This is a genomic window from Streptosporangium sp. NPDC000095 (assembly GCF_042899335.1).
Classification (GTDB): Bacteria; Actinomycetota; Actinomycetes; order Streptosporangiales; family Streptosporangiaceae; genus Streptosporangium.
On the sequence record NZ_JBIAZS010000012.1, the window covers coordinates 85834 to 105839 of the forward strand.

19 protein-coding genes are annotated in these 20006 nt (G+C 71.8%); 5 read left to right on the plus strand and 14 right to left on the minus strand.

The window, feature by feature from the left end; translation table 11 throughout:
• Positions 1-101 precede the first annotated feature (101 nt).
• The 8 genes from ACFY3V_RS25395 to ACFY3V_RS25430 all read right to left on the minus strand — a co-directional run bounded on the left by ACFY3V_RS25395 (position 102) and on the right by ACFY3V_RS25430 (position 7601).
• Positions 102-1016, minus strand: coding sequence for an amidohydrolase family protein (locus ACFY3V_RS25395; protein WP_362902423.1), 915 nt, complete (start codon positions 1014-1016; stop codon positions 102-104).
• A 67-nt stretch (positions 1017-1083) separates the two neighbouring features.
• Positions 1084-2358, minus strand: a complete 1275-nt coding sequence (locus tag ACFY3V_RS25400) for a VWA domain-containing protein (RefSeq protein ID WP_389776768.1) — start codon at positions 2356-2358, stop codon at positions 1084-1086.
• Positions 2351-3403: an AAA family ATPase gene (locus ACFY3V_RS25405; RefSeq protein ID WP_389776771.1), complete on the minus strand. Its 1053-nt coding sequence runs from the start codon at positions 3401-3403 to the stop codon at positions 2351-2353. Before ACFY3V_RS25405 ends, ACFY3V_RS25400 begins: the two co-directional genes overlap by 8 nt.
• Positions 3404-3423: 20 nt before the next feature.
• The gene (locus tag ACFY3V_RS25410; protein ID WP_362518745.1) at positions 3424-3726 is read right to left on the minus strand and encodes an EthD family reductase; all 303 of its coding nucleotides are present in this window, start codon (positions 3724-3726) and stop codon (positions 3424-3426) included.
• 40 nt (positions 3727-3766) lie between these two features.
• Entirely contained in the window at positions 3767-4804 is a 1038-nt protein-coding gene (locus tag ACFY3V_RS25415; RefSeq protein WP_362902417.1) for a molybdopterin cofactor-binding domain-containing protein, read from the minus strand.
• Between the two features lie 3 nt (positions 4805-4807).
• Positions 4808-6193, minus strand: coding sequence for a molybdopterin cofactor-binding domain-containing protein (locus tag ACFY3V_RS25420; RefSeq protein WP_362902415.1), 1386 nt, complete (start codon positions 6191-6193; stop codon positions 4808-4810).
• Positions 6190-6726 (minus strand): (2Fe-2S)-binding protein, encoded by a 537-nt coding sequence (locus ACFY3V_RS25425; RefSeq protein ID WP_389776776.1) that lies wholly within the window; start codon positions 6724-6726, stop codon positions 6190-6192. Before ACFY3V_RS25425 ends, ACFY3V_RS25420 begins: the two co-directional genes overlap by 4 nt.
• Before the next feature lie 71 nt (positions 6727-6797).
• Positions 6798-7601: an FAD binding domain-containing protein gene (locus ACFY3V_RS25430; protein ID WP_350945925.1), complete on the minus strand. Its 804-nt coding sequence runs from the start codon at positions 7599-7601 to the stop codon at positions 6798-6800.
• A gap of 127 nt (positions 7602-7728) precedes the next feature.
• Between ACFY3V_RS25430 and ACFY3V_RS25435 the strand changes: the two genes are divergently transcribed.
• Entirely contained in the window at positions 7729-8406 is a 678-nt protein-coding gene (locus ACFY3V_RS25435; RefSeq protein ID WP_362902411.1) for a GntR family transcriptional regulator, read from the plus strand.
• A 145-nt stretch (positions 8407-8551) separates the two neighbouring features.
• Here the strand turns inward: ACFY3V_RS25435 and ACFY3V_RS25440 are convergent, their stop codons facing one another.
• The 3 genes from ACFY3V_RS25440 to sigJ form a co-directional block, all read right to left on the minus strand.
• A complete protein-coding gene (locus tag ACFY3V_RS25440) occupies positions 8552-8725 on the minus strand; it encodes a hypothetical protein (protein ID WP_350945927.1) in 174 nt (57 codons plus the stop codon).
• 286 nt (positions 8726-9011) lie between these two features.
• Positions 9012-9476: a carboxymuconolactone decarboxylase family protein gene (locus ACFY3V_RS25445; protein WP_350945928.1), complete on the minus strand. Its 465-nt coding sequence runs from the start codon at positions 9474-9476 to the stop codon at positions 9012-9014.
• Positions 9473-10366 carry an RNA polymerase sigma factor SigJ gene (sigJ, locus tag ACFY3V_RS25450; RefSeq protein ID WP_362902408.1) on the minus strand — a complete coding sequence of 298 codons (894 nt, stop codon included), beginning with the start codon at positions 10364-10366 and terminating at the stop codon, positions 9473-9475. The genes ACFY3V_RS25445 and sigJ overlap by 4 nt, the downstream gene beginning before the upstream one ends.
• Positions 10367-10440: 74 nt before the next feature.
• Here sigJ and ACFY3V_RS25455 point away from each other — a divergent pair, with 74 nt between their 5' ends.
• From ACFY3V_RS25455 to sthA, 3 genes are all read left to right on the plus strand, one after another.
• Entirely contained in the window at positions 10441-13983 is a 3543-nt protein-coding gene (locus tag ACFY3V_RS25455; protein WP_389776783.1) for a protein kinase, read from the plus strand.
• Between the two features lie 221 nt (positions 13984-14204).
• Entirely contained in the window at positions 14205-14450 is a 246-nt protein-coding gene (locus ACFY3V_RS25460; protein WP_362518789.1) for a hypothetical protein, read from the plus strand.
• 293 nt (positions 14451-14743) lie between these two features.
• Complete coding sequence (gene sthA / locus ACFY3V_RS25465) at positions 14744-16147, plus strand: Si-specific NAD(P)(+) transhydrogenase (RefSeq protein ID WP_350945932.1); 1404 nt, start codon at positions 14744-14746, stop codon at positions 16145-16147.
• A gap of 148 nt (positions 16148-16295) precedes the next feature.
• On the opposite strand, the gene ACFY3V_RS25470 is transcribed toward sthA, so the two are convergent.
• A complete protein-coding gene (locus ACFY3V_RS25470; RefSeq protein ID WP_389776787.1) occupies positions 16296-17129 on the minus strand; it encodes an NADPH-dependent F420 reductase in 834 nt (277 codons plus the stop codon).
• Between ACFY3V_RS25470 and ACFY3V_RS25475 the strand changes: the two genes are divergently transcribed.
• The gene (locus ACFY3V_RS25475; RefSeq protein ID WP_350945934.1) at positions 17051-17398 is read left to right on the plus strand and encodes a helix-turn-helix domain-containing protein; all 348 of its coding nucleotides are present in this window, start codon (positions 17051-17053) and stop codon (positions 17396-17398) included. The two genes, ACFY3V_RS25470 and ACFY3V_RS25475, sit on opposite strands and share 79 nt — an antisense overlap.
• Positions 17399-17517: 119 nt before the next feature.
• Here ACFY3V_RS25475 and ACFY3V_RS25480 read toward each other — a convergent pair whose 3' ends face one another.
• Positions 17518-18291 carry a DoxX family membrane protein gene (locus tag ACFY3V_RS25480; protein WP_389776790.1) on the minus strand — a complete coding sequence of 258 codons (774 nt, stop codon included), beginning with the start codon at positions 18289-18291 and terminating at the stop codon, positions 17518-17520.
• A gap of 128 nt (positions 18292-18419) precedes the next feature.
• Complete coding sequence (locus ACFY3V_RS25485) at positions 18420-19976, minus strand: MFS transporter (protein ID WP_389776793.1); 1557 nt, start codon at positions 19974-19976, stop codon at positions 18420-18422.
• Positions 19977-20006 lie beyond the last annotated feature (30 nt).

The window sequence follows — 20006 nt, forward strand, 5'->3', positions numbered from 1 at the left end:
CGACGACACGGACCAGGGGCGGCCGGTAGCGCGTACGTCTGAGTCGGGTGCTCACCGCCGACGGCCGGGTGATGACATCGGCCTTCACTCCCGGCTGCCTCTCACAGGCGGTAGACCCGGCGGGCGGTGGCGGCGAACACGTTCTGGACGGTCTGGGGGGACCGGCGGGCGAGGACCTCCTGCCAGGTGGAGACCAGGGTGGGAAGGTCGGTCCAGATCTTCTCGATCGGGAAGTTGCTGCCCCACATGCAGCGGTGGGAGCCGAAGGCCTCCAGGCAGGTGTCCGCGACCATCTCGATCAGCGAGCGGTCCACGCGGTGCACGAACGTGCCCTGGCCGGTGAGCTTCACCACGACGTTGGGGCGCTCGGCCAGCAGCCTCAGGCCACGTTTCCACTCCGCCACCCGGGACGCCCCGGACTCTTCGAGCATCCCCGCGTGGACCAGCACGAACGTGACATCGGGGAAGTCGTCCACGAAACTCGCGGCGTCGGCCATCTGGTCGGTGAACACCTGGAGTTCGAACAGCCAGCCGAGATCGGCGAGCGAGGCGATGTTGCGCCGGAAGACGGGATCCTTCATGCGGTCGGGGGCGGAGGCGAAACGGAACTCGGGCCGCTCGTGCCAGTGCAGTTGCAGACGGGTTCCCCTCATGAGCGGGGTGAGCGCGGCCTGGCGGCGCATCACGTCGGCCGCGCCCTCGTCGAAGAGGTCCGCCGAGCCGATCACGGCCATCGGCCAGCCGGTCTCCGCATGGGTGTCGCGCAACCAGCGCACCTCGTCCAGGCAGCGGTCGAGAGACCAGTTGGCCTGGACGTAGACCGAGGAGGTGATACCGCAGCCGGTGGCCTCCTCGACGTACTCCGACACCGGGTAGTCGCGGCGGATCGGCTCGTAGGGGCCGAAGATGCGCGGGATCATCTCCCCCTGGAGCCAGGGCAGGTCGGCGGCGCGCCAGATGTGGTGGTGCGCGTCGACGATCCCGGCGAGAGCCGGACTGGCGGTGGTGTCGTTCATCGAATACCTCCGGCGTGGGGACCTCCGGCTTCGGCCCCGGGGAGGGGACGCGGGACCGTGAGGCATGTCATGGACGGGTTCCCGTGGGTCGTGGGATGGGCCACCGCCTGGCCGCCGCGCCCCGAGGGCCGGACAGGACCGCGGGGAGGCGGCGGACCTCCGCGAGGGCGGTGGGCAGGTCGCGCACGCCGCCGAGGTGGTCCAGGTGGGGGAGCTGGGCGGCCATGGCGCGCGTGACCGGGATGTAGTCGGGGGAGCACGCCAGCGGTGACCACCAGACGAGCCGGTGGCCCAGGCGGGACAGGCGGGCGGTCGCGCGGACCATGGGGACGTGGTCGCCGCGTTCGAGCCCGTCGGAGAGCACGATCACGAGCGCGCCCCTCGCGAGCGCCACGAACCGGGGGACTCCCAGGAACTCGTGCAGCGCCGCCCCGATCGCGGTGCCGCCGTCGGCGTCGGTGACCAGCTCGGACACCGCGCGCAGCGCCCGGCCGGGGTGGGGGTGTGACAGCACGGAGGTGATCCGGGTGAGCCGGGTGCCGAAGGTGAAGACCTCGGTACGGGCCGGCGCCGCGCGCAGGGCCGTGTGCGCCAGACGGAGCAGGTCGGGGGTGTGTCGCCGCAGCGAGCCCGAGACGTCGACCAGGATGAGCAGGCGGCGCGGGCGCGGGGGGCGGGCACGCAGGCGCAGCTCGATGATCTCCCCGTCGTGGCGGCGCGCCCGACGCCAGGTGTGCCGCATGTCCAGCCGGTCGCCGGAACGCGCCGGGCGCCGCCGCCTGGACGGGGTCGGGGGCAGTGCGGCGGGCCAGGCTGCCTCCAGTGCGCGGACGACCGAGCGCCACCGGTCGTCGGCCGCGTCGAAGTCCCGCCTGCCGTACGTGCTGAGTGTGCTGGCCTCGACGCCGTCACCGGGCAGCACCTCTCGCGGGGCGGGGTCGTCCTCGCCCGGCCCCTGGGGGGAGGGGGACTCGCTCTCCCCCGCCGGGGGTGGCGGTACGGCGTCAGGAGGGCCGCCCTGCCGGAACCACGCGGTGAAGACCCGGTCGAAGGCGGCGAGCTCGCCGATGTCGTGCAGCAGGGTGATCCGGGCGTACCAGTACAGGGCGGTCAGGTCACGCGGTGGTGACGCGCCGACAATCCGCAGCAGGTCGGCCTGTTTCGGCAGCGCGGTGGTCACGCCGGCGGCGCGCAGCGAGGACAGGAATCCCCACAGATGACGCGCGGCGAGGGCGCCGGGCTCGGAATCGTCGTACGGCTCCCTCGCCGGGACGGCGGCTGTGGGGAGAACGGCTTCGGAGCCGGGGGGCGGGCTTCCCGCGACGGCGGCGGGATCAGACATCGCCGAACAGCTCCTCCGCGTGCCCGGCGAGCAGCCGGGTGTCCTCCTCGTCCTTGATGAGCAGGCCGAGGGCACGGCGCAGCGCCACGGGCCACGGGCTGCCGCCCTCGGCGAGGGTCACCGCCCCCCTGGCCCACTCCACGGACTCGGCGATACCGGGCCGTTTGAGCAGAGGCAGCCCGCGCACCCGCTGGACGGCGCGTACCAGCCCTTCAGCCGCCGTCTCCTCCAGGCCGGGTACGGCCGCGCGCAGGATCGCCCGCTCGCGGTCGACCTCGGGGAAGGCGATCCAGTGGTAGAGGCATCGCCGTTTGAGGGCGTCGTGCAGCTCGCGGGTCCGGTTGGAGGTGAGCACCACGATCGGGGGCGTGCGCGCCCGGATGGTTCCCAGCTCGGGGACGGTGATCTGGAAGTCGCCCAGGAACTCCAGCAGGAACGCCTCGAACTCACTGTCGGCGCGGTCGATCTCGTCGATGAGCAGGACCGCGCCGCGATCCGACTCCAGGGCGCGCAGCAGTGGCCGTCGCAACAGGAACTCCTCGCGGTAGAGGTCGCCGACCTCCTGGCCGCGACTCTCCGCCACCCGGACATGCAGGAGTTGCTTGGGATAGTCCCATTCGTACAGCGCCTGTCCGGCGTCCAGTCCCTCGAAGCACTGAAGCCGGATGAGTTCCCGGCCGACGACGCGCGAGAGCACCGCGGCGACCTCGGTCTTCCCGACTCCCGGTTCTCCCTCGAGCAGTAGCGGCCGGTCCAGCCGTAGCGCAAGGTGGACGGCGGTGCGAAGACCCTCGTCGGCGAAGTACCCCTCCCGTTCGAGCGCGGCGGCGAGCGCGTGCTCGTCCGGCGGGCAGGCCGCTGCCCCTCCGCCATCCGTCGCCGCTCCGCCGTCCGCCGCCCTTCCGTCCGCTGTCCCTCCGCCGAGCGCCACCCCTCCGCCGGCCGCCGGGGAGGACCCGGCCGCCGAGGAGGACTTGTCGGCGGGGAAGGCCCCGTCGGCCACCGGGAAGGACCCATCGGGCGCGGAGGGGAACCCGCCGGACACCGGGGACGCCCCGCCGGGCGTCACAGCTGGGCGTGCTCGGTCGTGAGCAGGTGGACCCGCTGGGTGGTGTGCGCGGCGGCGTCGGCCGCGGCGGCCTTGCCGTGCTCGGAGCCGAACGCGGCGGCGCGGGCGTCCTCGTCGTCGAAGTAGAGCTCGTTCACCGAGTCGAACGGCGCGTCATCGCCGTTGCTGACGCTCACCGTGTACTTGCGCAGCCCGGGAAGCTTCTTGGCGAACTCGACGTGGTCCTCCACGACCCACTTCGCGAACTCCTCGTGGGACATGTTCTCCGCGCGCTTGAGCAGCGAGACGACTTTCAGCATGGTTATCGGTTCCTTCGGATCGGGTGGGTGTTCCGGGTGTTCAGGCGCCCTCGTGCGAGGGCACCTCGTGCGTGGCGTCTCGCGCGAGGGCGTCCAGCCCGCGCAGGACGCGTTCGGGGGTGAAGGGCATCGCCGTGATACGCACGCCGCAGGCGTCGTAGATGGCGTTGGCGATGGCGGGGATCGGCGCGTTGGCGGTCATCTCGCCGATGCCCTTGGCGCCGTAGGGGCCGTTGCCGGCGGGACGTTCCAGGAACAGGCTGTGCTGTACGGGGATGTCGGCCGGGCCCGGCATGAGGTAGTCGGCGAAGTCGCGGGGCCCGTGGTCGCGCCGCGGGTAGTAGGGCTCGGTGGTCTCGAACAGGGCGTGCGACACGCCCATCCAGGCACCGCCCTCGACCTGCTGGGTCGCCATGGCCGGGTTGAGCGCGCGGCCGATCTCGTAGGCGTTGTACAACTCCAGCACCTCGACCACCCCGGTCTCGTCGTCCACCTCGACGACGGCGACCGTGCACGCGTGCGCCTGGCACGAGTCGGGGTCCATCTCTCCCGTCTCGGGCACCGGCACGCTCGGCTCCTTGAGGAAGATGCCGCGCCCGGAGATCGTACGGCCGTGCTTGAAGTGCGCGGCCATGGCCAGCTCGGTGATGTGGATGCTCGGCTCGTCGGAGCCCTTGAGCTTGATGACGCCGGTGCCGTCGGTCTCCAGGTCTCCGGCGTCGACCTCCAGCTCCTCGGCGGCGACCTCCAGCATCACGCCGCGCGCCTCGGCCGCCGCCATGATGACGGCGTTGCCGACGCGGTGGGTGCCCCGGCTGGCGAAGGTGCCCATGCAGTGCGGGCCCGTGTCGGTGTCGGCGGTGTTGACCAGGACGTTCTCGATCGGCAGGCCGAGCGTCTCGGCCGCGCACTGCGCGGCGATCGTCTTGATGCCCTGGCCGAGGTCCACCGAGGAGAGCGTGATCACGAAGGTGCCCGTGGTCGTGGAGTGGATCAGCGCCTGTGAGGGGTCGCCGCCGAGGTTCATGCCGGTCGGGTAGTTCACCGACGCGTATCCGCGCCCGCGCAGCCTGGCCATGGCCTACAGCCCTTCTCGTGTCGTCGAGGACATCCGGCGGTACGCCTCGGGCAGTTCGTGCCCGGACATCTCCGCGGCCTTCTGGATCACTTCGACCAGCGCCGTGCCCTCGGCGACCTTGCGGTGGGCCTTGAGGTCGCCGTCGCGGTAGGCGTTGAGCAGCCGCAGCCGCAGCGGGTCCATCGAAAGGGCCCTCGCGATCCGGTCCATCTGCGACTCCAGTGCGAAGTCGCCGATGGTCACGCCGAACCCGCGCATCGCGCTGGAGGGCGTGCGGTTGGTGAACACGCAGTGGCAGTCGGCCCACACGTTCGGGATCGAGTACGGTCCCGGCAGGTGGGCCGCGGCCTTGGTGGTGCCGTACGGGGTGTGCCGCGCGTAGGCGCCCGAGTCGACGTACAACGTGACCTTGCGGCCGATGATCCGGCCGTCGCCCATCACGGCGTCCTTGATGTAGATGCGTTCGGCGGCGCGCGGCGAGGAGACCTGCATCTCCTCGTACCTGCCGTAGACGAACTTGACCGGGCGGCCGGTCGTCATGGCGGCCACACACGCGACCGGTTCGACGACGACGTCGACCTTGCCGCCGAAGCCTCCGCCGACCGTCCCGCCGACGATGCGCAGCTTGTTGAACGGGGTCTGGAGGATGAGCGCGGTGTTGTCGAGGGTGAAGAAGCACGCCTGGGTGTCGGAGTGGATGCGCAGCCGGCCGTCGGCCTGCGGGACCACCACGCAGCCGGTGGTCTCGGTGGGAGCCTGCTCGATCGGCGCGGACTCGTAGCGCCACTCGAAGATGTGGTCGGCCTGCGCGAACGCCTTCTCCACGTCGCCGAACCGGATCCGCCGGCAGTGGTGTCCCTCGTACGTGAAGAAGTTGCGGCCGTGGTACTCGTTGACCAGTGGCGCCCCCTCCGCCAGAGCCTCCTCGACGTCGAAGACCGCGGGCAGGTCCTCGTAGTCGACCCTGATCCTGGCCACCCCCTCCAGGGCCGCGGCCTCGGACTCGGCGATCACCGCGCAGATCGGCTCGCCCAGGTAGCGAACCTTGTCCACGGCGAGGATCGGCTCGTCGTCCGGCCCGACGCCGATCAGCTTCAGCGGGGTGTAGAGGTTGTTCGGGATGTCGGCGTGGGTGAGGATCCGGGTGACGCCGGGCACCTCGAGGGCGGCGGTCAGGTCGACGCCCCTGATCCTGGCGTGGTGGCGGGCCGAACGGTGCATCTTCAGGTGCAGCATCCCCGGCGGGGCGACGTCCTCGAAGAACTCGGTCCTGCCGGTGACGTGCCCCAGCGCGTCGGAGCGCTGGACGACCGAGCCGATGACGGTGAAGTCGTCCTCGCGCTCGGCGGCGAACGAGTCCTTGTCGATGGGGGCGAGCCGGTAGGTCATCGCGACACCGTCTCTTCCCGCGACACCGTCTCTTCCGAGGCCGGCACCGGCTTGGGGGATTCTCCGCGCCTGCGCCTGGCCGCGTCCAGGATGGCGATCATGATGGGCTGGTAGCCGGTGCACCGGCAGACGTTGCCCGAGATCGCCTCGGCCACGTCCTCCTGACTCGGATTCGGATCGCGGTCCAGCAGGGCCTCGGCGACCATGATCATGCCCGCCGTGCAGAAGCCGCACTGGGTGGCGAAGTTGTCGACGAAGGCGCTCTGCACCTCGTCGAGGTCTCCGCCCGCGGCCACTCCCTCAAGGGTGCGGACCGAGGCCCCCGAGACCGTTTCCACGGCGATCAGGCACGCCGTCACGGGCCGGTCGTCGACGAGCACGGTGCAGGTGCCGCAGCTTCCCTGCGCGCAGCCCCGCTTGGCCGCGGTGAGCCCCAGCGAGTCGCGCAGGACCGCCAGGAGTGTGGTGCCCGGTTTGGCGATGAACTCCCGGGGCTCGCCGTTGACGACGAGCGAGACGATCTGTGACGACATTGTCCGGCCCTTTCTGGGGGTGGGCGGGCTTTTCATGAGGTGAGGGGTGTCTGGTGGACGCGGCGGGACCGCTAGCCGGTGAAGGCCCGGCGCAGGTGCACGGGCAGGACACGCGCCCGGTACCAGGCGCTGGCGTAGGCGTCGTCGAAGGGCGCCGCGTCGGAGCGGGCGGCCTCTCCGGCCTCGGTCAGGACCTCGGGGCTCAGCGGGCGGCCCAGCAGCAGCCGCTCGGCCGAGACCGCGCGTACCGGGCGCGGGGCGACGCCGCCGAGGGCGATCACGGTCGAGGTCACCACGCCGTCCTCGGTCCGCGTCACGGACGCGACGGTCACGATGGAGGCCGAGTTCAGTCTGCGGCGCATGGCCTTGTGGTAGTACCAGGTTCCCGGTTCCGGCAGTGCGGTCACCACCGCCGTGACGAACTCGCCGTGGTCGACTCCCGAGGCGAGCACGTCGGCCACCGGGGCCTCGCGCCGCCCGCCGGGACCCGCGATCTCGCACACCGCGCCGAGGGCGAGCAGGCAGACGGCGAGGTCGCCGTACGGCTGCTCGACGAACAGGTTGCCGCCCACGGTCGCCAGGTTGCGGATCGTGGGGGAGGCGATGCTGCGCATCGCCGGGCGCAGGAAACCGAGGCCGGGATGCTCCTCGACGGAGGACAGGGGGGCCGCCGCGCCGATCCTGGCCTGGCCGTCGCGGACCTCGATCCCCGAGAGCCCGGCCCGGCGCAGGCTGATCAGCTCGCCTCCGGGCGCGGCTCCGCCGGTGACCAGCGGCATCACCACGGTGCCGCCGCCCATGATCTGGCCGCCCCTCGCCGAGTGGACCGCCACGGCCTCCGCGGACTCGGGCACGTGGACTGCCTGGATCATCATGTCCGGCCCCCTGCGTTACGAATGGGTTAATTATCGATAATTGATTATCGGCACCGTAAGCTGGGTGTCACCCCGGAGTCAAGAGGAGATCGATGAGCGAGAATCGATGCTCGGTAAGATGCGCTCCATGACCGAGGAGCCCTCCAAGCTGCCGAGGCTGACGTTGTCGCGGCAGATCCGCGACTCACTGGTCAGCCGGATCATCTCCGGCCGGCTCGGACCCGGTGAGCGCCTGGTGGAGACGCGTCTCGCGGCGACGTACGGCACGAGCCAGGCCCCCGTCCGCGAGGCGCTGCGCGAGCTGGAGGTCATGCGGCTGGTGGAGACCCAGCCACGCAGGGGCACCTTCGTGCGCCCCTTCGTCCACGAGACGCTCAGGGAGAGCTACGTCGTGCGGGCCGCGCTGGAGGAGACGGCGATCCGCCTGGCCCTGCTCGCCGGGACCGTCCCGCTGGAGGCGCTCGCATCGGACGTGGAGGCGATGCGCGTCGCCGCCGCGGAAGGCGACGGCGAGGCGTCCACGCGAGCGAGCGTGTCCTTCCACCGGCGCATCGTCGAGGCCGCCCGCAACGAGCTGCTCAGGCTCTCCTGGGAAGGGCTGCAGATCGAGGCGCGCACCTCGGTCACGATGCTCGCGACCGGCGTGAACCTCGACGAGATCGCCCGCGACCACGCCGAACTGCTCGCGGTGATCGAGCGCGGCGACCTGGAGACGGCCTGCAAGCACGCCCGCGACCACCAGTGGCACTACGCCGACCTCCCGCACGACGCCCACGGCCGGGTCCGCGACACCGCCGCCGGTTGAGTCACCGAGCGGGTGGACACGCGGGGAAAGCCCTCGTCCGGGGCGAAGGTACCGACCGGTCCGAACGGGGGAAACGAAGAAAGACCCGCCGTGGCGGGTCTTTCGCGAGGAGGCCGGACGTGGGGTCGTCCGACGGTGACGGGGGTCAGGCGGCGGACGTGGGACCGCTCGTCCGTGGAAAACGCAGGACGTTGCGGCCCGTGTAGGCGCTGAGGTCGACGACCTTGGCATCACCGGTCGCGCCACGGCGTGTCACGGAACGAATGTCCCTGATCTTCAGCCGCGCGACATATGGTGGCACGACCACAAGTCTCTTCATTGAGCCCCCCGGCGTGATGGTTCCGTTATGAGAAGTATCTACAGATCGCCGCATAAGGCTGCCGTAAAGACCAGGTCAACAGGGGTGCCCTGAGGGAGGCCGCGGATCCAGGCCCGGGGTGCGGGCGGGGCGGCACCGGATGATCCGAGTGGGTCGACGCATGATCCGCCCCCTTCCCCGGCTCGCCGTGCTCCGCGTCCTGTGACACCGATCCGCCGGACGCTCGCGCGTCCGGCTCGCACGGGCAACCGTGCGAGCCAAACCTAGTGCGCCTCGCCCCTCCCGATCAACCGTTTTGGCTACGCAGGGTCCCTGGAACCACACGTGTGGTGACGACGATCCGGTTCCACGCGTTGATCGTCGAGATCGTCACGACCAGCGCGGCCAGCACCTCGGGCTCGTAGTGCCTGGCGGCCTCCTCCCACACCGCGTCCGGCACCCTCTCACCGTGGACGGCGAGAAGGGTGGCCTCCTCGGCCAGGGCGAGGGCCGCCCGCTCGGCGTCACTGAAGAAGGGCGCCTCCCGCCAGGCCACCACGGAGAACAGCCGCTCGTCACTCTCCCCGGCCGCCTTCGCGTCATGGGCGTGCATGTCGACGCAGAAGGCACAGCCGTTGATCTGGCTGACCCGTATCTTGACCAGTTCCCTCGTGGTGTGGGGCAGCCCGCTGCCGGCCAGGTATTTCTCCAGCCCCTGCATGGCCCGGTAGGCCTCGGGGGCGAGTTCGCCGATGTTCATCCGCTGCTTCATCGGACACTCCTTAGTTTCTCCGGGTTTCTCACGATGTCGATCCCGGTGATCCGGCCCTCGGAGACGGTCAGCCCGTAGACGGAGAGCCCGTCTCCCGACGTTCGCAACAGCCCGGCCCGGCCGTTGACCGTGGTCACGGCCAGCCGGTCGGCGCGGCCGATCCTCCTGGCGATGCCGAGCAGGAAGCGGGCGACCCGCTCGGAGCCGTGGACAGGACGCCTCGCCGCCCCCACCACCCCGCCGCCGTCGCTGCGCAGCACCACGTCGGGATCGAGCAGCGCCATCAGCGCGTCGATGTCGCCGTCGCCGTCCCCGCCTCGGATGACCCGCGCGAACGCCTCGACCACCCTGCGGTGCTCGGCCTCGTCGACCTCGAAGCGGGGCGCCCGCGCCGCGACGTGCCCGCGGGCACGGGCGGCGAGCTGCCGGCACGCGGCGGCCGAGCGCCCGACCGCGCGCGCGACCTCCCCGAACGGCAGCCCGAACACGTCGTGCAGGACGAAGGCGGTGCGTTCGGCGGGGCTGAGCGACTCCAGCACCACCAGCATCGCCATGCTCATCGACTCGTCCAGGGTCACCCTGTCGGCGGGGTCGCCCTCGCCGACCACCGGCTCCGGCAGCCACGGCCCGACATACTCCTCGCGCCGCACGCGCGCCGAACGCAGTACGTCCAGCGCGAGTCTCGATACTGTGACCACCAGCCAGCCCGTCACGTCGCCGATCTCCGAACGCTCCGCCCTGCCCAGCCGGAACCAGGCGTCCTGGACCACGTCCTCGGCCTCGTCGACGCTGCCGAGCAGGCCGTAGGCCACGCCGACCAGCCGTGGCCGGATGGCATCGAACTCTGCCGCGAGAGCTTCGTCACCGTTCACGTAAGGAGGACGAGACATGTCCCGAGTCTGTGACATCGCCCGAACCTCACCGTCCTCCGGGGCGTCCAATCCACCGGAGAACGGAGCGTGAGTTGAGTACGGCACTTATCGATGGTGATCCACAGCGGCTGGGCGGCTACTGGCTGGCCGGGCGGCTGGGCGCGGGCGGCCAGGGCGTGGTCTACGAGGCGTACGACGCCGAGGGCACGCGCGTCGCGGTGAAGGTCCTGCACGGTGATGCGGGGACCGACCCCGAGCTGCGCGACCGGTTCGGCCGCGAGGCCGCCGCCGCCCGCCGGGTGGCCTCCTTCTGCACGGCGGGCGTGCTGGACGCCGATCTCGACGGGCCCAGGCCGTACATCGTCAGCGAGTACGTGGAGGGGCCCAGCCTGCGCAGGGCCGTCGCCGAGGGGCGCCGCTTCACCGGGGGTGACCTGCACCGTCTCGCGGCCGCGATCGCCACCGCGCTCACCGCCGTCCACGAGGCGGGGGTCGTCCACCGCGACCTGAAACCCGACAACGTGCTGCTCGGCCCGGACGGCCCGCGGGTGATCGACTTCGGTGTCGCCCGCACCGAGGACATGTCACTGACCGCGACCGGCATGGTGGCGGGTACCCCGACCTACATGGCCCCCGAGATCTTCATGGGCCTGCGCGCGACCGCGGCCGTCGACGTCTTCGCCTGGGGCGGGATCATGGTCTTCGCCGCGACGGGCGCCGACCCGTTCCGGGCGGAGAGCCTGGGCGGGGTCATGCACCGCGTGCTGTCGGTGCAACCCCAGCTGGACATGCTTCCCGAGCACCTGCGGCCGTTGGTCGCGGCCTCGCTCGCCAAGGACCCCGAGTCCAGGCCGACCGCGAGGGACCTGCTGCTCGCCCTGGTCAGCGGCGGCAGGACCTTCGACACCCCGAGGCTGCTCGCGGTGGGCAGCGACGCCGGGTCCCAGGTCCGCGCGACCTCGACGGACCCCGCGCTCGGCACCCTTGCCGAGGACGCCTACGCCGCGCTCGGCCCCGCCGAGCGGGAGCTCGCCCCCGAGATCTTCCTGCGGCTGGTCACCGTGACCGACGACGACCAGCTCGTCGTACGCCGTGCGCAGTGGGGCGAGCTCCTCGACGGGCGAGGGGAGGGGGAGGCCGCCGCCGTACGGCGCCTGATGGAGGTCTTCGCGTACCTGCTGGCTCACGACGACCGGGAGGTGTGGCTGTCGCGGCCCGCGCTGCCGCGGGCCTGGCCCAGGCTGCGCGGGTGGGTCCAGGCCAACCTGGACGGCCTGGCCGTGCACCGGGGTATCCTCACCGCCGCGCGGCGCTGGCAGGTCCAGGGGCGCAGGGACGGAGACCTGTTCCAGGGCGGCAGCCTGGAGAACGCGATGCGCTGGGCGGCCACCGGGCGCCGCAACATCACGCTCAGCCCGGTCGAGCGTGACTTCCTGGAGGCCGGTGCCGCTCTCACCCGGCGCCGGGCGCGCAGGGGCAGGGTGCTCTCCGGCACGCTGGCCGTGCTGCTCGTCGTCGCGCTGGCCGCCGGGGCGTTCGCCGTGTGGCAGGGCAGGGTGGCCGACGCGCGCAGCGCCGTCATCGCCTCCCAGCGCGACCAGGCGACGGCCGCCAGGCTCGCCGCGACGGCGGAGACGCTCCGCAGCTCGGAGCCGGTCACGGCGATGCTGCTCAGCGTGGCCGCCTGGCGGCTGGCGCCGGTGACCGAGGCGAGGGCGAGCCTGACCGGTTCGCTGGCCCAGCGGGAGTCCGCCGCCTTCCACGACCCGGCCACGGGGATACAGACCCTCAGGGCGCTGAGCGCCGACGGGCGCATGCTCGTCAGCGTGAGCGACGGCGAGGTGCGTGTCTGGGACGTGCGGACCGGCAGGCGCACCGGGGGCTTCACCGGGATCGGCGGAGACCTGCGCTGGATCGCGTTGAGCCCGCGAGGCGGCCGGCTCGCCGTGATCAGCGGCCTGAGGCTGAGGATCTGGGACATGCGGACCGGCAGGCCGACGGGCGCCGCCATGGAGGTCCAGGGCAGGAACGCGGGCGGCGACACCACCGCGTCCTTCGGGCAGTCGGAGGACTGGCTCATGGTCGGGCAGGGGGAGGGGTTCATCGTCTGGAACGTCGTGACCGGCCAGAGGCACTCCCCGGTCGTGGGAGCCATCGGCAGCGACATCTCGGCGGACGGGCGCGGGTTCGCGACCGCCGACCTCAACGGCGATGTGTCGGCCTTCACCCTCGACGGTCTGCGCAAGGTTCCGCTGGGGAGCCGCTGCAACGTCTGCGGGCGGAGGAGTTTGGCCTACAGCCCCGACGGCGCGACCATCGCCGTCGCCAGGGGCCGGATCGTCGAGCTACGCGACGCGTCCACCGGGGGAAAGCTGGACAGGCTCTTCGAGGAGGGGGCGACCGGCGAAATCGTCTTCAGTCCCGACGGGCGCTTCCTGGCCACGGCGGTCGACACGGCCCTGCGGCTCTGGCGGGTCGAGGACGGCAGGCTGCTGCTCACCCAGCGGATCGACGCCTTCGACCCCGTCGTGGCCTTCGACCCGGACGGGCGCACCCTGCGCTACCTCGCGGAGGACTCGGTGACGAGCCTCGACGTCTCCGCGCTGACCAGGCCCGTCACGCTGAAGGGCCCGGGGACCCGCTGGGCGGCATTCAGCCCAGGCGGGCGGCTCCTCGCCTCCAGGGAGGGCGAGGCGGGCGAGGTCGTGATCCGAGACGTCCGCCGTCGCGCACGCGTGGGCTCGCTGAAGATCGGGCCCGGCGGCGCGGACAGGTACTTCGCGATGGTCTTCAGCGCCGACGGCGGGCGGCTGGTGGTCAACAACGGCGCGGAGAGCTCCCGGCTGACCGTCTGGGACACCTCCACCTTCAAGCGGATCACCACCGTCACCCCCGCCCGCGCCGGCCAGGTGCCCGCCGTGGCGATCAGCGCCGACGGCACCGCCGTGGCCTCGTACACCCTTTACTACGACTCCGGGGTGGAGCCTGAAGGGGAGATCCACGTCTGGGACGTGCCCAGCGGCCGGCTCCGCTGGTCGCGGCCCCAGGGCATCGCCGACGGGTTGGTGTTCACCCCGGACGGCAGGGCGCTCGCGGTCGTGGGCGGTGAGCACCGGTTGCTGGACGCGGGCACCGGCGAGCCGTTCGGAGACACCTACGGCTCGCCCACCGCGAGCATCCCGGCGATCGCGCTCGCCTTCGACCGGAAGGGTGACCGCTTCGCCGTCGCCGACCAGGTGGGGCGGATCTCGGTGCTGGAGACCCGGGACAGGAAGCGGGTGGGCGCCGTGATCCGGGGCGGAGCGGGAACAGGGGCCAACCTGACATACTCCCCCCGCGGTGACCTCATCGCCGCGGCCGTGACCGCGCGGTCGGTGGGGATATGGGACGTCGAGACCGGGCGCCGCCTCGGCCAGCCGATCGTCGCCCAGACCGGCGACCTGCGGGCGCTGACGTTCAGCCCCGACGGTGCCCGGCTGATCGCCGTCGACGAGGCCGGCACCCTGAGCGAGTATCCGGTCGCGCCCGAGGCGGTGGCGCGGGCGGTCTGCGAGCGTGCGGGCCGCACCCTGTCGCGCGAGGAGTGGCGCACCTACCTGGGGGATCTGGCCTACCGGGACGTCTGCCCCGCCTGAAGCCTGAAGAGGGTCTCCTCAGGGCGCGTCGCGGACCGTACGAGATCGGTAGGAAGCCGGTCGTGGGCCCGGGGCGGTCGGTGCGAAGGTTTCGGCCATGCCTGTCACGCCCGTGGTGTCCACCTCGCCCGCGAGGGCGGTCGCGACGACACGGGTTGTCTGACCTGCGGATACCTGGGTAGGACCCTCACCGGAAAAGCCACGAGTTTTCGGGGGGAAACATGGCGACCTGTGAAATGTGCGGAAACGACTATGACATGAGCTTCGAGGTGCACGCCCAGGGCACGGTGCACGTCTTCGACAGCTTCGAGTGCGCGATCCAGCGGATGGCGCCGATCTGCGAGCACTGCGGGGTCCGCATCGTCGGGCACGGCGTCGAGGCCGACCGGCGCTGGTTCTGCTGCGCGCACTGCGCGCGCAAGGAGGGGGCGGACAGGATCGTCGACAGGGTCGGCGCGCAGGTGTGAGTCGCGAGAGGTCGGCGGCGCGTCCCCCCGGCCGACGAGGCGACGATGTGTGACGGCGCGTGGCGCCACGCGGTGCCGGTGCCGTCGCGGCTCGGGTTCGACGCGCGGTGACGGTGGGCCGCGCCGCGCCGCGCCGCGGTCCCGGTCCGGCGCGCGGTGACGGCGCGTACCGCTCCGCGGACGCTGGGGATATTACGGCCGTGTGGCGGTGTGAGGCGGTATTAACGAGACTGCCACGATCTGGTATTCCGTGAGTCTGGCTGAGACCGTCTCCTGCCTGCACACTGGGGCCTATGAGGGATTTTGATGTCCTTGTTCTTGGTTCCGGACCGGGTGGACAGAAAGCCGCGATCGCCGCGGCGAAACTCGAACGGCGTGTCGCGCTCGTCGAGCGGCGCAACATGCTCGGCGGGGTGTGCATCAACACCGGCACCATCCCCTCCAAGACGCTGCGCGAGGCCGTACTGCACCTGACCGGTCTCAACCAGCGGGGTATGTACGGCCAGAGCTACCGGGTGAAGGACGAGATCACCGCGGCGGACCTGGGGATCCGCACCCAGCACGTGATCGGCCGGGAGATCGACGTGATCCGCAGCCAGCTGTCGCGCAACCACGTGACGACGCTCAACGGGCACGGCCACTTCGTGGATCCGCACACGGTCGGCGTCGTCGACGAGCACGGCCACGAGACCAAGGTCACCGCAGACAAGATCGTCATCGCCACGGGCACCAGGCCCGCCCGGCCCGACACCGTGGAGTTCGACGGCCACACCATCATCGACTCGGACGGCATCCTTCAACTGCAGGACATCCCGGACTCGATGGTGGTCGTGGGAGCCGGGGTGATCGGCATCGAGTACGCCTCCATGTTCGCCGCCCTGGGCACCAAGGTGACCGTGGTCGAGCGCCGCGACCGGATGCTCGACTTCTGCGACCTGGAGATCGTCGAGGCACTCAAATACCACCTGCGCGACCTGGCGGTGACCTTCCGCTTCGGCGAGACCGTCGCCGCCGTCGAGCGCCGCTCCCGGGGCGCGCTGACCGTGCTGGAGAGCGGCAAGCGGATCCCCGCCGAGACGGTGATGTACTCGGCCGGACGCCACGGCATGACCGACGAGCTCGCCCTGGAGGCCGCGGAACTGGCCGCCGACGCCCGGGGACGCATCCAGGTCGACGAGCACTACCGCACCGTCGTGCCGCACATCTACGCGGTCGGCGACGTCATCGGCTTTCCCTCGCTCGCGGCCACCTCCATGGAGCAGGGCCGCATCGCCGCCCACCACGCCTGCGGCGAGCCGCTGGGCGGCATCCACCACCTGCAGCCGATCGGCATCTACACCATCCCCGAGATCAGCTTCATCGGCCCCACCGAGGACGAGCTGACCGCCTCCCACGTCCCCTTCGAGGTCGGCATCGCCCGTTACCGCGAGCTGGCCAGGGGCCAGATCATCGGCGACACGTACGGCATGCTGAAGCTCCTGGTCTCCCCGGAGACCCGCGCTCTGCTCGGGGTGCACGTCTTCGGCACCGGCGCCACCGAGCTCATCCACATCGGCCAGGCCGTCATGGGCTGCGGTGGCACCATCGACTACCTGGTCGACGCCGTCTTCAACTACCCCACCCTCGCCGAGTCCTACAAGGTCGCCGCGCTGGACGCCATGAACAAACTCCGCCGCGTGGCCCGCTTCGAACTCTGACCGAGGGACATCGCGGCCGGTACGGGAGGGGTCGCGATGTCCCGCGGCTTCTCCACGGTGCCGTTCTCGCGGGCCGGGAACCACGGTCCGCGAACGGCGGCCTCGCCGCGGTCACCCGGGTCACGACCTGTGGATCCGCCCTGGGGGGTCAGCCCCGATCGCCGAAGGCGTACCTCAGCGGTGGCAGCACCGCTCGGGCGTCCGCGCCGCCGACCCACAGACCGATCATGAACGCCGCGGTCGCCTCCAGCAGGCCCGCGCGTTCCAGGCCGCCGCCGTCGACGGGCTCGCACCCGAGATCGGTGACGAGGGAGCGTACGGCGGCCAGCGCGGCGGGGTCGTCGCCGCAGAGGGGCACCGCCAGCGGGACGCCGTCGAAGGCTGGCGGCGTCATCCGCCATACGTCCTCGTGGCAGAGGTTGAACGCCTTGACGACGTGTGCCCCGGTGCTTTCCGCGACGCGCCGCGCCATCGAGGGGCCACCCTCGGTGGCGAGGGTGAAGCGTCCCTGGACGACCGGATTGACGCAGTCGGCGAGCACCCGTCCGTCCAGCGTCCCCCGGCCGCCTCCCGCGGCCGCCAGGACCTCGGTCACGGCGTGGTCGCGGACGGCGAGCAGCGTCACCTCGCCGAAGACCGCCGCCTCCTCCCAGGTGCCCGCCCGTGCGGCGGGCCCGAGCCTGGCCGCGAGGGCGGCGGCCTTGGCCGGGTTCCGGCCGCTCACCGTCAGTTCGTGGCCCGCGCGGGCCCAGTGCGTTCCGAGCGCGTCCGCCATGCGGCCCGCGCCGAGGATGCCGATGCGCATCCGTCCTCCCCTGCTCGACTGCTGCTGTGGGACGAAGGTAGAGAATTCATCGGGCACCGTTCGGTGCGTGACGTCTCGGAGAGACTGGAGGACCCGGCGTGTTCCTCGCCGACTGCCGCGCCCGGCTCGCGTTCGACCTGATCGGCAACACCTGGAACGCCGTCGTCGTCTGGGCACTGCGCGCCGGTCCCCGGCGTCCCGGCGAGCTGCGCGAGGAGATCGGCGGGATCAGTGCGAAGGTGCTCACCGAGACCCTGCGCAGGCTGGAGTACAACGGCCTCGTCTCCCGCCGGGCCTACGCCGAGGCGCCGCCCAGGGTCGAGTACGGGCTCACCGACCTGGGCCGGACGCTGGTGCCGCTGATCGGGGCGTTCGGCGAGTGGGCCTTCGACCACGGTGACGAGGTCCTCGACGCCCAGGACCGTGCCGAAGGGCTCACCGGGTGAGGTCGTGGCGGTCCGCGCGGGGGCCGGCGGGGGCCGGGCATGACCGCGGGGAGCGCCCGCAGCCGATCGAGGACCCCCGGCCTTGGCGGCCCGGCCGGATGACCGGGCGCCGGGGTTGTTCAGCTCCCCGAGGAGGGGCGCTCCTTCTTCCCGGCCACGAGGGTGTCGGAGGTCTTGCCGGGCGCGGGAGGCCCGACCGGTGTGGGCGCGGTCGCGGGGGTCGCCGGGGGTGTGGACGTCGCGGCGCCGGACGGAGGCTTGCGGGTGCGCGTACGAGGACGGGGGGCGGCGGGGAACTCCGCGGTGTCCGTGGTGCTCTCCGAGGCGGATCCTTCCGGCTCTGAGGTGGGCGGGGACGCCTCGTCGGGCTTCTTCCCCGAGGTGGGACGGGCGAGGGCGGGCGCCGCGTGGGTCTCGGGCTCGCGCAGCGAGGCGATGACGTCGTGGGCCTCGTTCTCGGCGGCGAAGTCCTCGGCGGCCTCGGCCTCACGGCGCTTGATCACCACCATGTGGTCGACCGAGAGGCGGCCCGCGCCGCCGACCGCGAGCAGGATGGAGGCCGCGCCAAGGGCCACGATCAGCTTGGCGTCGCCACCGGTGAGCGGCAGGCCCACCTCGCCGCTGGCCAGGATGAACACGGCGAGAGCCTCGGCGAACAGCAGCAGCCCGCAGGCGGACACGGCGAGCCCCGCGACCAGCAGCGCGCCGCCGATGAGTTCCGTGAGCATGGTGGTCGCGGCCCACACGTAGGGCCCGGAGGCGCCCAGGCTCGTGAACTGCTCGGCTGTGGCGTTCAGGCCCGCTTCGAGCTTGTGCCAGCCGTTGGCGAAGAAGATCCCGCCCACGCCAAGTCTGGCGGCCAGGGAAGCAAGATCATGAAGGGTTTGTCGCACGGTTCCTCATTCTGGTTAGATTCCCCGTTCCTGCCCATGCTTGACCGATAGATGACCGAGCGGGGGCCGTCCAAACCCTCGGCGACCCTCGGCGACCCTCGGTGCCCCTTGGTGACCCTCGCGACCCGTCACGAACCTCCACGAGGGGCGTCCCTCTCTTCGCCGACGGGGCGGCGGGGCACCAGGAGTGTCACGGCCAGAGCGGTGGCGGCGAGCAGGAACACGCTCACCGCCACCGTCGTGTGCAGACCGGAGACGAACGCGACGCGGGCCGCGTCGAGCAGGGCGTCTCCCACGCCGCCGCCGATCTCCCGCGCCACGTGGGCGGCGGAGGCGAGCGACTGGCGGGCCTGCTCCATCATCGCGGGCGCGACACCGTGGACCGGGGGCAGCGAGGGGGCGTACACGGCCGTGGTGATCGTGCCGAGCACCGCGACGCCGAGTCCGGCGCCCAGTTCGTAGGCGGTCTCCTCGATCGCGGCGGCGCCGCCCGCGTGGGACTCGGGGGCGGAGGACATGATCGTGTCGGAGGCGGCGAGCAGAGTGACCTGGATGCCGAAGCCGATGCCGATGAAACAGAGCGCGAGGGCCACCGGATGTCCCTCGGTGTGCCAGGTCAGGGTGGGCGCGAGGGAGAGGGCGGTCAACGCCAGCCCGCCGCCCATCGTGGCGCGCAGCCCGAACCAGCGCAGCAGCCGCGCCCCGGCCAGACCGCCCACGATCGCGGCGATCATGAGGGGGAGCATCCGTACGGCCGCCTGGATCGGGCTGTGACCCAGGACCAGTTGGAGATACTGGGCGAGCATGAGCTGCAGCCCGACCAGGGCGAAGACCGTGAGCAGCACGCCGCCCACCCCCGCGCAGAAGGCCCGCCTCCGGAACAGGCTCAGGTCCAGCAAGGGGACGGCGAGTGAGCGCTGCCTGCGGACGAACCACACCAGCAGCCAGACCCCGCCCAGGAACGCCACCACCCCGCCCGGATGCCCGGCCCCCGCCTCCTTCAGGCCGAAGGCCACCCCGAGGATGCCCAGCACCGACAGCGCCGCGCTGAGCGCGTCCCACGGCTGACCGGTGCGCCTGCGGGACTCGGGCAGGACCCTGGCCGCGGCGGGCATCAGGACCAGCAGGATGGGGACGTTGATCAGGAAGACGGCGCCCCACCAGAAGTGTTCGACGAGCACCCCGCCGATGATCGGGCCGACCGCGGCCCCGGCCGCGGCCACCGCGCTCCACACACCCAGCGCGATCGCCCGCTCGTGCCGGTCGGTGAAGACCTGCCGGATGATGGAGAGCGTGGCGGGCATGATCATCGCTCCGCCGAGACCGAGCAGTGCGCGTGCGGAGATCAGCGCGAGCGGGGTCGGCGCGAACGCCGCCGCGGCCGAGGCGACGCCGAAGACCAGGTATCCGGCGAGCACCAGGCGCTTGCGCCCGTAGCGGTCACCGAGCGTGCCGAAGGTGAGCAGCAGCGGCGCGACCATCAGCGAGTAGACGTCGATGATCCACAACAGCTCCACGGAGGACGGCTCAAGGGCGGCCGTCAGCGCCGGTACCGCGATGTGCAGCACCGTGGCGTCCACCGTGATCAGCAGCAGACTGAAGCAGAGGACGGCGAGGACCGACCACCGGCCGGCCCCGGATGCCCGTGGGTCGCCGGCCGCGCGTCTGGCCATGACGGTGGTCATGAGCCGCTCAGGATCTGTCGGCCTGGACGA

Bases quoted from the DNA above. Each gene is read 5' to 3' on its own strand.
- sthA (WP_350945932.1), top strand. From the start codon at position 14,744: ATGAGGGATTTTGATGTCCTTGTTCTTGGTTCCGGACCGGGTGGACAG.
- ACFY3V_RS25415 (WP_362902417.1), bottom strand. From the start codon at position 4,804: ATGGCCAGGCTGCGCGGGCGCGGATACGCGTCGGTGAACTACCCGACC.
- ACFY3V_RS25410 (WP_362518745.1), bottom strand. From the start codon at position 3,726: ATGCTGAAAGTCGTCTCGCTGCTCAAGCGCGCGGAGAACATGTCCCAC.
- ACFY3V_RS25435 (WP_362902411.1), top strand. From the start codon at position 7,729: ATGACCGAGGAGCCCTCCAAGCTGCCGAGGCTGACGTTGTCGCGGCAG.
- ACFY3V_RS25460 (WP_362518789.1), top strand. From the start codon at position 14,205: ATGGCGACCTGTGAAATGTGCGGAAACGACTATGACATGAGCTTCGAG.
- ACFY3V_RS25485 (WP_389776793.1), bottom strand. From the start codon at position 19,976: ATGACCACCGTCATGGCCAGACGCGCGGCCGGCGACCCACGGGCATCC.
- ACFY3V_RS25420 (WP_362902415.1), bottom strand. From the start codon at position 6,193: ATGACCTACCGGCTCGCCCCCATCGACAAGGACTCGTTCGCCGCCGAG.
- ACFY3V_RS25445 (WP_350945928.1), bottom strand. From the start codon at position 9,476: ATGAAGCAGCGGATGAACATCGGCGAACTCGCCCCCGAGGCCTACCGG.
- ACFY3V_RS25395 (WP_362902423.1), bottom strand. From the start codon at position 1,016: ATGAACGACACCACCGCCAGTCCGGCTCTCGCCGGGATCGTCGACGCG.
- ACFY3V_RS25425 (WP_389776776.1), bottom strand. From the start codon at position 6,726: ATGTCGTCACAGATCGTCTCGCTCGTCGTCAACGGCGAGCCCCGGGAG.
- sigJ (WP_362902408.1), bottom strand. From the start codon at position 10,366: ATGTCTCGTCCTCCTTACGTGAACGGTGACGAAGCTCTCGCGGCAGAG.
- ACFY3V_RS25440 (WP_350945927.1), bottom strand. From the start codon at position 8,725: ATGAAGAGACTTGTGGTCGTGCCACCATATGTCGCGCGGCTGAAGATC.
- ACFY3V_RS25400 (WP_389776768.1), bottom strand. From the start codon at position 2,358: ATGTCTGATCCCGCCGCCGTCGCGGGAAGCCCGCCCCCCGGCTCCGAA.
- ACFY3V_RS25430 (WP_350945925.1), bottom strand. From the start codon at position 7,601: ATGATGATCCAGGCAGTCCACGTGCCCGAGTCCGCGGAGGCCGTGGCG.